We start from the raw sequence: 13389 nt of genomic DNA on the forward strand, positions 1-13389 counted from the left end.
TTCAACCGAGACCGTCGGCGCCATGCTTGAGGATGACGGGGACAATCAGGTCCTCCTCGTCCTCGAGATGCCGGCCGATGAGGCGGGACAGGTCGGCCAGACCGTCACGGAGCGCGCCTGCGGGGGCCCTGGAGTCCTTGCCACCGGCCCCCTCGATCGCGCCGTTCGCCTGCCCGACGAAACGGTTGAGTATCCCGTCAAGCGCGTGGTGGTCGGCATCGAGCAGGTCGAAACCGCGCTCGATCCTCGCGTCCTTCTCGCGCAGGAGCGGAAAATAGTGATGATCCTCGATCTGGTGATGGCCGTGCAGCTGGTTGACGAAAAGCCCGCCGTAGCGCGCAATCCCCTGCGCGAAACCGCGCGGGTCGCGATCGCCATCGAGAAACGCCTCCGTCTCGCGGGACATGTGGTCCATGATCTGGCGGAACATCATGTGCCGTTCCAGCCAGAAGCTGACGAGGCCATGGAATTGCGGATGCGCCTGCCAGCTTTCGCGTGGATGGGCGGCGAGAAGGATGCGAAGCGGCTCTGGCAAGCCGGGCCGTTGGTCGAGGCTGTCGGGGGTCATGGAGCGCGAGATAACCCTGTCGTGGGCGGATGCAAGGCCTCAGCCGCCCAGATGCGCCATCCCGCGCGCCTCGGCCAGCCTGACCTGGCGCTGGCGTTCGCGGAACCGGGCGCGGTCGGCCTCGGTGAATTCGCCGATGCAGCGGGGACATGTCACGCCTTCCTCGTAGTCGGCATGGGCCCTGTCCGCAGGGCCGAGCGGGCGGCGGCAGGCACGGCAAAGGCTGTGGTCGGTCTCGGCCAGTCCGTGGGTCACCGCGACGCGCTCGTCGAAGACGAAGCAGCCGCCCTGCCAGAGGCTTTGCTCCTCCGGCACTTCCTCGAGATATTTCAGGATGCCGCCCTGCAGATGGTAGACCTCCTCGACCCCCTGAGCCTTGAGGTAGGCCGTCGACTTCTCGCATCGGATGCCGCCGGTGCAGAACATCGCGATCCGCTTGTTGTGGAAACGGTCGCGGTTCTCCTCCCACCAGGCGGGAAAGTCGCGGAAGCTGGCGGTTCCGGGGTCGATGGCACCCGCGAAGCTGCCGATCGCCGTCTCGTAGTCGTTGCGGGTGTCGATCACCGCGACATCCGGAGACGAGATCAGCGCGTTCCAGTCGGACGGCGCGACATAGGTACCGACAAGGGCGTTGGGGTCCGTGCCCGGAACGCCCATCGTCACGATTTCGCGCTTCAGCCGCACCTTCATGCGCCCGAACGGCATCTCGGAGGCGGTCGACTCCTTCCAGTCGAGATCGGCGCAGCCCGGCAGCCCGCGAATATGCGCCAGAACCGCGTCCACGCCGGCCCGCGGGCCGGCGATCGTGCCGTTGATCCCTTCGGTCGCCAGCAGGAGCGAGCCTTTCACGCCCCCCGCCTCGCACACCTGCAGGAGAGGTTCGCGAAGTGCGGCGGGGTCGGGAAATCTCGTGAAACGGTAGAGCGCGGCGACGGTCAGCATGGCGTCGCCCTACAAGGTTGCGCGTCTCCGCTCAAGGCGTAGGGTAGTCCATCATGCCAACCAGCGGAGACCCCGGATGCGCGACGCCGCCCATGCCCTTCTCGTCATCGACGTCCAGAACGATTTCTGCCCCGGCGGCGCGCTGGCCGTGCCCGGCGGCGACGAGATCGTGCCGGGCATCAACGCCTTGATGGACGAGTACGCCGCCGTCATCCTGACACAGGACTGGCATCCGGCCGATCACCTGAGCTTCGCCAGCCAGCACCCCGGCAAGGCGCCGATGGAGATGACCGAGATGCCCTACGGTCCGCAGGTTCTATGGCCGGACCATTGCGTGCAGGGAACGGGCGGTGCCGCATTCCACCCCGATCTGAACACGGCGCGCGCCGACATGATCATCCGCAAGGGCTTCCGCCGCGAGATCGACAGCTATTCGGCCTTCTTCGAGAACGACCACGCGACGCCCACGGGGCTCGAGGGCTATCTGCGCACGCGCGGGATCGCCCGCCTGACGCTCGTGGGGCTCGCGACGGATTTCTGCGTGAACTACTCGGCGGTGGATGCGGCGCGGCTCGGGTTCGAAACCGAGGTCCGGGGCGATCTCTGCCGCGCGATCGATATCGGGGGCTCGCTCGATGCAGCAAGGACGGGAATGGCCGAGGCCGGTGTCGCGCTGGTCTGACTTCAAGACCGCGGTTGCGTCCTTCGCGCTGGCGGTATGGTTCGCTGTTCCGGCACAGGCCGGTGACGAGGTCTGCGCAAACCCGCCGGACTACCGGAGCGGCGACGCGGCCCTCGACGCCCTGCTCCAACGCGTGACGCCCGCGCTGGAGGAATATCCCTCGCTTCGCGACGCCGTGTCCGGGATCGCACCCGCCTTCTGCATCTCCGGGGAACCGTTCAACGCGCTCGGCTTCTACGAACCGGAGACCCGGAAGATCGTCGTCTCGGAAGGCCTCGATCCCGACCTGCAGCTGGCGATCCTGTTCCACGAACTTCGGCACGTGGAACACCATGCCCGCGGCCTCTGCCCCGACCTGTCGCTGTCGATGCGGGACTACGCGCGCGCCGTCTGGGCGATGGAGGCCGATGCCGCCACCATCAGCCTGATCGTCGCATGGGACTACGCCGAAGGCGGCGACCCGGGCCCATGGGACGCGCTGGTCGACCAGCCGCGCTTCGGCGACATCGCGCGAACATTCGGCGCGGTGGTGTCGGAGGGCGGGGACATCTTCACGGCAAGCGAGGCGGCCTTCACCGCCTGGTACCAGAACGAGGACAGACGGACGGGCTACTACATCGCCAGTTGTCTTTCCTATCTCGACGACCAGGAGCAAAGCCACGCCCTGCCCGCGTACGGCAGCCTCCCACCTGCCTATTTCGACCGCCTTTGCATCCTTCCCGATGGCCGCCCCTTCGATTGCGAGGAGCCTGCAAGCAGCGACGACTGAGATCGGTCAGAACACGGCGTGTTCGCGCAGGTCGGCCTCAACCTCGCCCGAGGCGAGCCGCGCGTAGTGCTGCGCCAGGGTCTCGGTCCCGAATTCGGGCGTCGCGTCGGCGTCGTAGCGGCCAGCGGCCTCGTCCCAGACCAGCATGGACTCCGTGGCGTAGTAGCGGCCCGTCCGGGCGAACTCCGCCCGCTCGGCCCACTTCGCGCTGACCCGGCCGAGCAGCGAACTCAACCCGATGATCGCGTCCATCATCGCGACGGGAACCTGCCGGAACTTCGGCTCCATCCCCATTGCGGCGAACAGCGTCTCGCCCTGTTCCCGCGCGGTAAGCGCCGGTCCAGGCCCACCTATCGGCAGGATCACGTTCTGCCGCGCAGGATCGGTGAGGCAGGTGGCGATGAACCGCCCGAGGTCATCGTCGCTGATCGGCTTGCAGGCGGTCAGGGTCCCGTCGCCGAACAGAAGAAACGCCTTGCCCTTCCGCAGCCGCTCGACCTGACCCGACAGCGACTTGAAGAACGCCGTGGGCCGGACGATGGACCAGGTGAGGCCCGAGGCCATCAGCTCGGCCTCGAAGGCGAGCTTGGCGCGCTGGAACTCCAGCAGGGGCTTCTGCACGCAGATCGCCGAGAGCAGGACGAAACGCGGCACGCCGGCGGCCTTCGCCGCGTCGAGCGCGGCCTTCTGCGCATCGTGGTCGATGGCCCAGGCATCCTTCGGCCCGCCGGTCCGGGAGGCGAGGCAGGAGACAACGGCGTCGAAGGCGCCCTCCTCCATCACCTCACGAAGCGTGGTGGGATCCGTGGCGGCTCCCTCGATCGCCTTGGCCCGCGACGGCAGGACGCGCGCGGACGCCGCATCCCGGACGAGGCATGTCAGGTCGTGACCCGCCGCAACCATGGCCCGGGCCGTGCCCCGCCCCGCCGTCCCGGTGGCGCCGAGCAGCAGGACGCGGAGGGGGTCGGGGGGAGTATTGGACATCGGGCGGCTCCGGCTTTCGATCAATCTCAGCCTAGCCAATCGGCGGGACGTGTCACCGTGTCATCAGGGCGCGATCACGCCCTGCCACAGCCGGACCTTCAGCCCGCCATGGGCGACATGCGCGGAGGGCTCAAGCGGCAGGCCCGTGACTTTCGCCAGCCCCTCGTCGCTGGTGACGATGCCCACGCGCCAGCCCTTGAACCGCTCGGACAGGACCTGCCCAAGCGCCGAATGGAGCGCAAAGAGTGGCTTGCGGTTCCCGATCCGCGTTCCGTATGGCGGGTTCGTCAGGACGAGGCCCGGCGGCCCGTCGGGCGGGGTCAGTTCGCTGAGCGGCTGGCAGTCGAAGCGGCACCAGTCCTCGAGACCCGCGCGCGCCGCGTTTTCCCGGGCACCCCGGATGGCGCCCGCATCGCGGTCGAAACCCATGAAACGGGCGGCGGGCGTGATGACGGGGCCGTCGGGGACGTCAGGCCGCGCGCCACCCTTCAGCGCCTCGAAGGCGAAGCGCCGGTCACGTCCTGGCACGAGGCCCGCGGCGATTCCCGCCGCCTCGAGCGGAATGGTCCCCGAACCGCACATCGGGTCGATGACGGCCTGGGTGCCGTCGAACCCCATCGACCAGAGGAACCCCGCCGCCATCGTCTCCCGCAGGGGCGCCTTGCCGACATAGAGCTTCTGCCCCCGCCGGTGCAGCGCCTCGCCCGTGGTGTCCAGCGAGATCGTGCAGAGGTCATCCTCGATCCGGACCTTCACGGCGATCTCCGCCTCCGCCGCCACGGGGATGCCGGCATCGGCAAGCGCCTGCGAAACCCGCTGCGCGGCGGCCTTGTGATGGTAGATCTTCGAGGCGCGGCAGACGGCCTCGACCTTGACCGGAGTGCCGGGGACCAACCAGTCGGTCCATGAAACCTTGCGGCTGCGCTTGTCGAGTTGTGCGAGGTGCATGGCGCGGAAGGAAGCGACGCGCCACAGGACCCGGACGGCGCAGCGCAGGACAATGTTCGCACGCGCCGCTTCGGGCAGGCCCCCGGCGATCTCCACGCCACCGGGCACGCGGGCCACACCCGCGAAGCCCTTCGCCCGTGCCTCGGCCTCGAGCGCGTCCTCAAGCCCCGGCGTTCCCACCAGAAAGACGACGCCCGGCGCCGTCACCGGGCCGGGCGCATCGCTGTCCATGGCCGGAACCCTCAGTCCTTCGCCCGCTCGACGTAGGAGGCGTCCTCGGTGTTCACCACGACCCGCGTGCCGACACCGATATGGGGCGGCACCATGATGCGCACGCCGTTGTCGGCCATCGCCGGCTTGTAGGAGGACGATGCCGTCTGCCCCTTCACCACCGGCTCGGTCTCCATGACCTCGACCGTGACCTTCTGGGGCAGTTCCAGTGCGATCACCACCTCGTTGTGGATCGAGAGGTAGCACTGCATCCCGTCCTGCAGCCATACCTTGGCGTCGCCCACGACATCGGCGGAGGCGGTCACCTGCTCGTAGCTCTCGGGTTCCATGAAGTGGTAACCCTCGCCGTCCTCGTAGAGGAACTGGTAGGTCTTTTCCTCGACATGGGCGCGCTCGACGCCATCGGTGGTCTTCCAGCGCTCGCTGACCTTGGTGCCGTTGTCGATCCGGCGCATGTCCACCTGGGTCACGGGCGTGCCCTTGCCGGGGTGGAAGTTCTCGGCCTTGAGGATGACGTAGAGGACGCCGTCGATGTCGACGACATTGCCCTTGCGCAGCTGGGACGCGATGACCTTCATGGGGACCTCCGCAGTAAGCGTCTCTTGTGGGGCAAGCGGCCCCCGCGTTAGACGCAGCCGTTACCCCATCCGCCGGGAAAGGGCCAGCCATGACATGGTGGGACAAGGCCACCCATGCCGACCGGAGGCCGCTGCTGCTTGCGCGGAACCGCATCATCGCGGCGCTGCGGGCCTGGTTCGCGGCCGAAGGCTTCGTCGAGGTCGATCCGGCCTATGTCGTCGCCTCGCCGGGAAACGAGGCCCATCTGCACGCGCTGGAAACGGCGGTGACCGACGACACGCTGACGACACGGCGCCGCTACCTGCACACCTCGCCCGAGTTCGCCATGAAGAAGCTGCTCGCCGCCGGGGAGGAACGGATCTTCAGCTTCGCCCGCGTCTGGCGTGACCGGGAGGGCGGGCCGCGCCATGCCGCCGAGTTCACCATGCTGGAATGGTACCGTGCGGACGAGGGCTACGAGACGCTGATGGAGGATTGCGCCACCATCCTGCGCATCGCCGCCGAGGCCGCCGGCGTGACGGAATTTCGCCACCGCGACCTCTCCTGCGACCCCTTCGCCCCGCTCCGTCGAACCAGCGTCGGCACGGAGTTCGCGCGCCACGGCATCGACCTTCTGGCGACCCTGCCCGGCGGTGCGCCCGACACGGCGGCGCTTGCGGCGCAGCTTCCGGCGGCGGGGATCCCGACCGCTTCGGACGATAGCTGGTCCGACCTCTTTTCCCGCGCGCTGACGGGTCTCGTGGAACCGGCACTCGGCCCCGGCCCCGTGATCCTAGACGCTTATCCCGCCCCCGAGGCGGCCCTCGCCCGCCGGCAGCCCGCAGACCCGCGCCTTGCCGAACGTTTCGAGCTTTTCGCCTGCGGGGTGGAACTGGCCAACGCCTTCGGGGAACTGACCGACCCGGCCGAACAGCGCGCGCGCTTCGAGGCCGACATGGACCTGAAGGAACGCCTCTACGGCACCCGCTATCCGCTCGACGAGGACTTCCTCGCCGCGCTCGCCCACATGCCGCCCGCGTCCGGCTGCGCGCTCGGCTTCGACCGGCTGGTGATGCTCGCGACCCATGCGCCGCGTGTGGCGGACGTGATGTGGACGCCGCCCGCCTAGACAAGGCCCCGCCCCCTTGGTCTAACCTCGCACCGCAAGAGAGCGCCCTCGGGCGACGTCACCCCGGAGGCCGCCATGGTCGACATCGCCACCCGCGTCTACAATCACAAGTGGAAGATCGACCCGATCGTCCGCTCGCTGATCGACACGGATTTCTACAAGCTCCTGATGTGCCAGTCGGTGTTCCGCAACCGGCCGGACACGACGGTCACCTTCAGCCTCATCAACCGCACCACGCGCATTCCGCTGGCCCGTCTCATCGACGAGGGGGAACTGCGCGAACAGCTCGACCATATCCGCACGCTCCGCCTGCGCCGGGGCGAGAGCACCTGGATGCGCGGCAACACCTTCTACGGCAAGCGGCAGATGTTCACGCCCGAATTCATGGACTGGTTCGAAGCGCTGCAGCTGCCGCCCTACCACCTGGAGCGCGTGGGCGACCAGTACGAGCTGACCTTCGAGGGCAAGTGGCCCGAGGTCATGCTCTGGGAGATCCCGGCGCTCGCCGTCCTGATGGAGCTGCGCGGCCGCGCCGTCCTGCGCGACATGGGGCGCTTCGAGCTGCAGGTCCTCTATGCCCGCGCCATGACCAAGCTGTGGGAGAAGGTCGAGCGGCTGAAGAAGATCGAGGGTCTGCGCATCGCCGACTTCGGCACGCGGCGGCGGCATTCCTTCCTCTGGCAGGACTGGGCCGTGCAGGCGATGCAGGAGGGGCTGGACAACGCCTTCATCGGCACCTCCAACTGCCTGATCGCCAAGAACCGCGACCTCGAGGCCATCGGCACCAACGCGCACGAGCTTCCCATGGTCTACGCGGCCCTTTCCGAGACGGACGCCGACCTCGCCCGCGCGCCCTATGACGTCCTGTCGGACTGGCACGAGGAGCATTCGGGCAACCTGCGCATCATCCTGCCCGACACTTTCGGCACGCGCGGCTTCCTCGCCCATGCGCCCGCCTGGCTGAACGAATGGACCGGCATCCGGGTGGACAGCGGCGACCCGGCGGCGGGGGCGGAGATGGCCATCGCCTGGTGGAAATCGCGCGGGCAGGACCCGAAGGAGAAGCTGGTGATCTTCTCCGACGGGCTGGACGTGGACGTGATCGAGCGGCTGCACGCGCAGTTCTCGGGGCGGGTCAGGGTGTCGTTCGGCTGGGGGACGCTGCTGACGAACGATTTCCGCGGGCTGGTGGAGGGCGACGCGCTGGCGCCGTTTTCGCTGGTGTGCAAGGCTGTGGCGGCGAACGGACGGCCGACGGTGAAGCTCAGCGACAACCCGGAGAAGGCGATGGGGCCGGAGGCGGAGATTGCGCGCTACAAGCGGGTGTTCGGGGTGGGCGAGCAGGAACGGCTGGAGGTTGTGGTTTGAGTGCTTTGGAATCGCAAGCTATCGCCACAGTTCTTGATCGGTTTCGCAAATACGGTGGTGTCGTAAGGACTCTCAAGATAGCGGGCACTGTTATCGGTGCTTCTTTAGTGGCAGCCAGTCCTTGGGTGGGAGCTCAAGGCTTTCAATCGGCCTCCAATATCGAGTCTTTGATGCTCTTTGGTGGCCTTTTCTTAGCCGTCTTGAGCTCCCTTGCCCTCGTGTTTCTCGACCAGACAACGCCAGACCTCGTGGCTGAAAACATTGATATCCTTAAGGAAAATGAAAGGCTTAGGGCTGAAATCCTGTATGCGAACAGTTACCAAGACCACCTCTTGGCTCGCATCACCGTGAGTTCACAAGTGAACAAACTGGTGGAAGAAGCGGTGTCGGAAGGGTGTTCAACTCGGGAACAAGCGTCAAAGTTTGCTCAGAGTATCTTGGGCATTTTCGCAGAAAGGCGTCAGTCGCTCTTTGGGATTGGGGATGAGTATTGGAACTTCGGTGTTTATGTATATGATTCCCATAGGAAAAAGCTGATCTGTATTGCGTGCAGGCGAGATCGAAAAGAGGATCAAGAGGCATCTCATCGGGAGTGGGAACCCGGCAACGGACACGTAGGCCTAGCCTTCAGCCGCGGAACGGAAATAATCTTTGCGGATGCTACCGTCGCGGAGCTGAGACCGGTGTTGGAAGCTACTGGCGAAAATTTTCGTGAATATGACTACACTCGCTACAAGTCGTTAGCATCCATACCGATATCTTCAGATGGGGAAAATCCATTGGGCGTTCTCATCGCGACAAGCGACAAAGCTGGTCGCTACAAGAGTGATCGAGAGCGAACGGACGATGACTGGGAGAACACAGGATCACTACGTGAGGTTGCGGAAAGCCTTGCAATTATTCTTCGCATGACTCACGCTGCGAATATCCACGGAGGGCAAACCCATGACAGCGATGGCGCAGGTGGCGCATGATGCGCCTCTCAGGGATTCCAAGAGCAAGGTTGGTGAACTACAGCGTGAGATCGACAGGCTGACGTTGGAGTTTCACCGGACCGGCGACACCGCTTTTCTTACGCAAGCTACAAAGCTAGCCAGAGAGAAGGAGCAGCTATCGAAGCCTGGCAGGATGCGCTTCGCTAGCTAAACCAAACCAGCCACAGTCTGGATAGTTGAACGCATCACACTGCACCACACGGCAGTTTCTTTTCACTCCTCCACCCGTCCCCTTCCCGCCTTCACCTCCCCCCGCACCTTCTTCGCCTTGATCCGCCGCTCCACCGACCCCTTGGTCGGCCGCGTCGGTCGCCGCGTCTTCGGGACCACCGTCGCCGCCTGCACCAGATCCGCCAGCCGCTCCCGCGCGATCTCGCGGTTGCGGGCCTGGCTACGGGTCTCCTCGACGAAGATCACCACCGCCCCCTCCTTGGTCCAGCGCCGCCCGGCAAGCCGGCGGAGCCGCCGCTTCACCGCGTCGGGCAGGGATGGCGAGCGTTCCGCCTCGAAGCGCAGCTCGACGGCGGTGGAGACCTTGTTGACGTTCTGCCCGCCGGGGCCGGAGGAGCGGACGAACTGCTCCGTCAGCTCCCATTCCTCCAGCGCGATCTGGTCGGTGATCCTCAGCATGTCTTTCCATACGAAAAAGGGTCGCCTGTTGGCGACCCTTTCGAGAAATCAGGAGGCGGGCATTCGGTTAGGAATTCTCCCGCTTGGGTTGGCCTTGCCACCCGAGGGCTGCCTCAGGTGCGCACCTCCCAAGCTGTCCCGACGCCATTCTCCAATGCTTCTCTAGACACTGGATCACCTCCTTTCGATTTGGTTACGGTTGAGGTGAGCGTGCCACAGATTTTGCGGTTGTCAAAACTTTTTACGCAACCTGTGCCATCATTTTTCGCGTGATGAGCCGGAAGGGGATGAGGGCCAGGACCGCGAGAGACAGTTTCACCAGCCAGTCCGCGAAGGCGAGCGAGACCCAGAGCGGCGCCACCGGGCCCATGCCGATCAGCGGCAGCATCTCGCCCGCCCAGGACACGTCGTTGCCGGGTTCGAGGAAGGACAGCGCGCCCGAGAAGGCGATGGTGAAGAACAGCGCGGTGTCGACGCTGGAGCCGATGAGCGAGGACAGGACCGGCGCCTGCCACCACCCACGGTCGCGGATGCGGTCGAAGATCGCCACGTCGAGCAGTTGCGCCGTGAGGAAGGCCAGCCCCGAGCCGATGGCGATGCGGAGCGTCACGAGAGGCCCGAACTCCCCCACGATCTGCGTGCCGATCAGCGAGCAGGCGACGCCCACGACGAAGCCCGCGAAGACGACGCGGCGCGCGGGCCCGGGGCCGTAGACCCGGTTCATGATGTCGGTGACGAGGAAGGCGAGCGGGTAGGTGAAGGCGCCCCAGGTCAGCCACTGGCCGAAGAGGAACTGGACGAGGATGTTCGAGGCGACGACGACGGCCGCCATCGCCAGGATGCCCGGCAGATATCTGGTCATGGATGTGTTTCCGTTTTGACAAGGTGGTCGGAGACTTGGCCGGAACCCCGGCAGGCCCGCCCCATACGCCCTTGTCGGGCCTCAGGCAAGCACCTCGGCCAGTGCGCGCGCCACCTGCGGGATCGTCGCCGCCGTCAGTCCCGCCACGTTCATCCGCCCGTCGCCGATGAGGTAGATGCCATGGGTCTCGCGCAGGATCCGCACCTGCTCGGGGTCGCCACCGCACAGCGAGAACATCCCCCGGTGCCCCGCGAAGAAGCCGAACCGGTCGGACCCCGTCTCGGCCCTGAGCGCGTCGGCGAGCATGCGGCGGTTGCCGAGCATCGTCTCGCGCATGGTCCGCAGTTCGGTCCGCCAGCTTTCTGCCAGCGCGGCATCGCCGAGGATCGTCTGCACGATCCGCGCGCCGTGATCGGGCGGGAAGGCGTAGTTCTGCCGGTTGAGGTTGGCGAGCGTCCCGAAGGCCGCCGCCTGCGGCCCGCCCTCGCCGGTGACGACGAGAACGACGCCCACGCGCTCGCGGTAGAGGCCGAAGTTCTTGGAACAGCTTGCGGCGATGAAGACCTCGGGCAGACGCGCCGCCAGAAGGCGGGTGCCCGCGGCATCGTCCTCGAGGCTTTCGGCGAAACCGAGATAGGCCATGTCGACGAAGGGGATCGCGCCGGTCTTCTCGCAGATCGCGGCGATGTCCTCCCAGTCCTGCGGGGTGAGGTCGGCGCCCGTCGGGTTGTGGCAACAGGCGTGCAGCAGGATCAGGTCGCCCGCCTGCGCCCGCGCGAGATCGGCGAACATGCCGTCGCGGTCGATGCCCCCCGTCGCCGCGTCATAGTAGCGGAAGGTCTGCCGCTTCTGCGACAGGTGGTCGATGATCGCCGGGTGGTTTGGCCAGGTCGGGTCCGAGATCCAGACCGTGGCCTCGGGCGAGAGCCTCCGGGTCATCTCCAGAACCTGTCTCACGGCCCCGGTGCCGCCGGGCGTGCCGCAGGCGGCGACGCGGGCGGCGGGGACGGCATCGCCCAGGATCAGCACACGCATCGCATCGAGGAAGGCCGGATCGCCCGACAGGCCCACATAGCTCTTGGTTTCCTGGGCATCCCAGATGCGGCGCTCGGCCTCCTTCACGGCGGCCATCACCGGCGTCCTTCCATCGGGCGAGCGGTAGACGCCCACGCCGAGGTCCACCTTGTCGGTTCGGGGATCGCCCGCGAACATCGCCATGATGCGCAGGATCTTGTCGGGTTCGGGGGGAAGACGGTTCTCGAACATGGGCTCAGGCCGGGTGTCTGGAGGGATCGCGGTCGCGGAAAAGAATGCGCTTTCGGAACTCGCTCCGGACGGGCCGGAAGCCGATGCTCTGGTAGAGCGGCAATGCGCGGGGATGGTCGAGGTCGCAGGTGTTGAGGGTCATCCGGGTCACGCCCGGCCGCGTCCATCCCATGGCGACGGCGGTTTTCAACAGCGCACCGCCGAGGCCGCTTCCGACCGCTTCGGGTACAAGCCCGAAATAGGCGATGTCGCACGTGCCGGGCTTGCGCAGGTCGAGCATGAAGAACCCCCGCGGCCAGCCCCCGGAATAGGCCACCCACAACTCCACCGCCGGATCGCCGACAAAGGCCGCCAGCGCGTCCGGGTCGCGCTCCGCCTGTTCGAAACGGTCGCGCCATTCGTAGTCGCGCCCGACCGCCTCATATAGCGACAGGAAGAACCAGACCGGCGGCGCCTCCGCCTTTTCTAGGCGAACGTCGGACGGAAGGGGGGGCGGGTCGATGCCGGGGTCGTCCGGCATCTCGAGATAGGTGATCTGGAACGCGACCTCGGTCCCGGCGGGGATGACCTTCATCCAGTCTCCACTTTCAGCTGGTCGAACTGACCCCACTCGGACCACGACCCATCGTAGAGCGAGACGTTGTCGTTGCCGAGCCGCGCCAGCGCCAGCATCAGGATCGCCGCCGTCACGCCGGAGCCGCAGGTGGTGATCGTCCGCTGGTTCACGTCGGCGCCCGCCGTCTCGAAGGCGGCGCGAAGGGCGTCACCCTCCTTCATGGTGCCATCGGGGTTCAGCAGCGTCGCGTAATGCACGTTGATCGAGCCGGGGATATGGCCCGAGCGCAGGCCGGGCCTGATCTCGGGCTCTTCGCCCTTGAAGCGGCCCGGACCCCGCGCGTCGAGGATCTGCCAGTCGCCGAGCTTGGAGGCCGAGGCGACCTGCGTCACGTCCTTCACCAGATGCGCCTGGCGTTGCACGGTCATGTGCCGGTCGCGCAGGATCGGCGGCATGTCCTCGACGGGGCGGCCCTCGGCCTGCCACTTGGGAAAGCCGCCGTCCAGAACCGCGACATCCGTCTTGCCCATCAGGCGGAAATTCCACCAGACCCGCGGCGCCGAGAAGATACCGGTGCAGTCGTAGACCACCACCTGGTGACCGTCGCCCACGCCCATGGCGCGCATGCGGCTCATGAATTTCTCGGCGGGCGCGGCCATGTGCGGAAGTTCGCTGCGGGCATCCGCGATCTCGTCGATGTCGAAGTGTCGCGCGCCCGGAATATGCGCGGCGGCGTATTCCGCCTTGGCGTCACGACCTACGCCGGGCAGGTAGTAGGACGCGTCGAGCACGCGCAGGTCAGGATCGTCGAGATGCGCCGCAAGCCACTCGGTCGAGACGAGCGTCCTGGGGTCGTCCCCGGTGATGGGCCCCGTGTTGGGCTTGGCCATGACACTCTCCC

15 protein-coding genes are annotated in these 13389 nt (G+C 66.6%); 5 read left to right on the plus strand and 10 right to left on the minus strand.

Annotated features, from left to right (window positions below):
- Position 1 precedes the first annotated feature (1 nt).
- Both N8I71_RS02110 and trhO read right to left on the minus strand, forming a co-directional pair.
- The gene (locus tag N8I71_RS02110; protein WP_262876260.1) at positions 2 to 568 is read right to left on the minus strand and encodes a hemerythrin domain-containing protein; all 567 of its coding nucleotides are present in this window, start codon (positions 566 to 568) and stop codon (positions 2 to 4) included.
- 39 nt (positions 569 to 607) lie between these two features.
- Positions 608 to 1510 (minus strand): oxygen-dependent tRNA uridine(34) hydroxylase TrhO, encoded by a 903-nt coding sequence (gene trhO / locus N8I71_RS02115; RefSeq protein WP_262876261.1) that lies wholly within the window; start codon positions 1508 to 1510, stop codon positions 608 to 610.
- A 76-nt stretch (positions 1511 to 1586) separates the two neighbouring features.
- Here trhO and pncA point away from each other — a divergent pair, with 76 nt between their 5' ends.
- On the plus strand, positions 1587 to 2192 hold the full coding sequence (gene pncA, locus N8I71_RS02120) for a bifunctional nicotinamidase/pyrazinamidase (RefSeq protein ID WP_262876262.1): 606 nt from the start codon (positions 1587 to 1589) through the stop codon (positions 2190 to 2192).
- Positions 2176 to 2961: a DUF6782 family putative metallopeptidase gene (locus tag N8I71_RS02125; RefSeq protein ID WP_262876263.1), complete on the plus strand. Its 786-nt coding sequence runs from the start codon at positions 2176 to 2178 to the stop codon at positions 2959 to 2961. Before pncA ends, N8I71_RS02125 begins: the two co-directional genes overlap by 17 nt.
- A gap of 6 nt (positions 2962 to 2967) precedes the next feature.
- On the opposite strand, the gene N8I71_RS02130 is transcribed toward N8I71_RS02125, so the two are convergent.
- The 3 genes from N8I71_RS02130 to efp form a co-directional block, all read right to left on the minus strand.
- On the minus strand, positions 2968 to 3945 hold the full coding sequence (locus tag N8I71_RS02130) for an NAD(P)H-binding protein (protein WP_262876264.1): 978 nt from the start codon (positions 3943 to 3945) through the stop codon (positions 2968 to 2970).
- Positions 3946 to 4008: 63 nt separating this feature from the next.
- Entirely contained in the window at positions 4009 to 5124 is a 1116-nt protein-coding gene (locus tag N8I71_RS02135) for a THUMP domain-containing class I SAM-dependent RNA methyltransferase (RefSeq protein ID WP_262876265.1), read from the minus strand.
- Positions 5125 to 5135: 11 nt separating this feature from the next.
- Positions 5136 to 5702, minus strand: a complete 567-nt coding sequence (gene efp, locus N8I71_RS02140; RefSeq protein ID WP_262876266.1) for an elongation factor P — start codon at positions 5700 to 5702, stop codon at positions 5136 to 5138.
- Between the two features lie 89 nt (positions 5703 to 5791).
- On the opposite strand from efp, the gene epmA reads away from it, so the two are divergent.
- The 3 genes from epmA (at position 5792) to N8I71_RS02155 (ending at position 9153) form a co-directional block, all read left to right on the plus strand.
- Positions 5792 to 6811 carry an EF-P lysine aminoacylase EpmA gene (epmA, locus tag N8I71_RS02145; protein WP_262876267.1) on the plus strand — a complete coding sequence of 340 codons (1020 nt, stop codon included), beginning with the start codon at positions 5792 to 5794 and terminating at the stop codon, positions 6809 to 6811.
- Between the two features lie 75 nt (positions 6812 to 6886).
- On the plus strand, positions 6887 to 8179 hold the full coding sequence (gene pncB / locus N8I71_RS02150; protein WP_262876268.1) for a nicotinate phosphoribosyltransferase: 1293 nt from the start codon (positions 6887 to 6889) through the stop codon (positions 8177 to 8179).
- Positions 8176 to 9153 carry a GAF domain-containing protein gene (locus N8I71_RS02155; protein ID WP_262876269.1) on the plus strand — a complete coding sequence of 326 codons (978 nt, stop codon included), beginning with the start codon at positions 8176 to 8178 and terminating at the stop codon, positions 9151 to 9153. The genes pncB and N8I71_RS02155 overlap by 4 nt, the downstream gene beginning before the upstream one ends.
- A 234-nt stretch (positions 9154 to 9387) precedes the next feature.
- Here N8I71_RS02155 and arfB read toward each other — a convergent pair whose 3' ends face one another.
- The 5 genes from arfB to sseA all read right to left on the minus strand — a co-directional run bounded on the left by arfB (position 9388) and on the right by sseA (position 13378).
- Positions 9388 to 9804, minus strand: a complete 417-nt coding sequence (arfB, locus tag N8I71_RS02160; RefSeq protein ID WP_262876270.1) for an alternative ribosome rescue aminoacyl-tRNA hydrolase ArfB — start codon at positions 9802 to 9804, stop codon at positions 9388 to 9390.
- A gap of 241 nt (positions 9805 to 10045) precedes the next feature.
- Positions 10046 to 10666 (minus strand): queuosine precursor transporter, encoded by a 621-nt coding sequence (locus N8I71_RS02165; protein ID WP_262876271.1) that lies wholly within the window; start codon positions 10664 to 10666, stop codon positions 10046 to 10048.
- 81 nt (positions 10667 to 10747) lie between these two features.
- The gene (locus tag N8I71_RS02170; protein ID WP_262876272.1) at positions 10748 to 11932 is read right to left on the minus strand and encodes an amino acid aminotransferase; all 1185 of its coding nucleotides are present in this window, start codon (positions 11930 to 11932) and stop codon (positions 10748 to 10750) included.
- Positions 11933 to 11936: 4 nt separating this feature from the next.
- A complete protein-coding gene (locus N8I71_RS02175) occupies positions 11937 to 12506 on the minus strand; it encodes a GNAT family N-acetyltransferase (protein WP_262876273.1) in 570 nt (189 codons plus the stop codon).
- Complete coding sequence (gene sseA, locus N8I71_RS02180) at positions 12503 to 13378, minus strand: 3-mercaptopyruvate sulfurtransferase (protein ID WP_262876274.1); 876 nt, start codon at positions 13376 to 13378, stop codon at positions 12503 to 12505. The genes N8I71_RS02175 and sseA overlap by 4 nt, the downstream gene beginning before the upstream one ends.
- Between the last annotated feature and the right edge of the window lie 11 nt (positions 13379 to 13389).

This window comes from Roseicyclus sediminis (assembly GCF_025515305.1).
GTDB lineage: Bacteria > Pseudomonadota > Alphaproteobacteria > Rhodobacterales > Rhodobacteraceae > Roseibacterium > Roseibacterium sediminis.

Coding starts and splice junctions, on each gene's coding strand:
- N8I71_RS02110 (WP_262876260.1), bottom strand. CDS start 568: ATGACCCCCGACAGCCTCGACCAACGGCCCGGCTTGCCAGAGCCGCTT.
- trhO (WP_262876261.1), bottom strand. CDS start 1,510: ATGCTGACCGTCGCCGCGCTCTACCGTTTCACGAGATTTCCCGACCCC.
- pncA (WP_262876262.1), top strand. CDS start 1,587: ATGCGCGACGCCGCCCATGCCCTTCTCGTCATCGACGTCCAGAACGAT.
- N8I71_RS02130 (WP_262876264.1), bottom strand. CDS start 3,945: ATGTCCAATACTCCCCCCGACCCCCTCCGCGTCCTGCTGCTCGGCGCC.
- N8I71_RS02135 (WP_262876265.1), bottom strand. CDS start 5,124: ATGGACAGCGATGCGCCCGGCCCGGTGACGGCGCCGGGCGTCGTCTTT.
- efp (WP_262876266.1), bottom strand. CDS start 5,702: ATGAAGGTCATCGCGTCCCAGCTGCGCAAGGGCAATGTCGTCGACATC.
- epmA (WP_262876267.1), top strand. CDS start 5,792: ATGACATGGTGGGACAAGGCCACCCATGCCGACCGGAGGCCGCTGCTG.
- pncB (WP_262876268.1), top strand. CDS start 6,887: ATGGTCGACATCGCCACCCGCGTCTACAATCACAAGTGGAAGATCGAC.
- arfB (WP_262876270.1), bottom strand. CDS start 9,804: ATGCTGAGGATCACCGACCAGATCGCGCTGGAGGAATGGGAGCTGACG.
- N8I71_RS02165 (WP_262876271.1), bottom strand. CDS start 10,666: ATGACCAGATATCTGCCGGGCATCCTGGCGATGGCGGCCGTCGTCGTC.
- N8I71_RS02170 (WP_262876272.1), bottom strand. CDS start 11,932: ATGTTCGAGAACCGTCTTCCCCCCGAACCCGACAAGATCCTGCGCATC.
- N8I71_RS02175 (WP_262876273.1), bottom strand. CDS start 12,506: ATGAAGGTCATCCCCGCCGGGACCGAGGTCGCGTTCCAGATCACCTAT.
- sseA (WP_262876274.1), bottom strand. CDS start 13,378: ATGGCCAAGCCCAACACGGGGCCCATCACCGGGGACGACCCCAGGACG.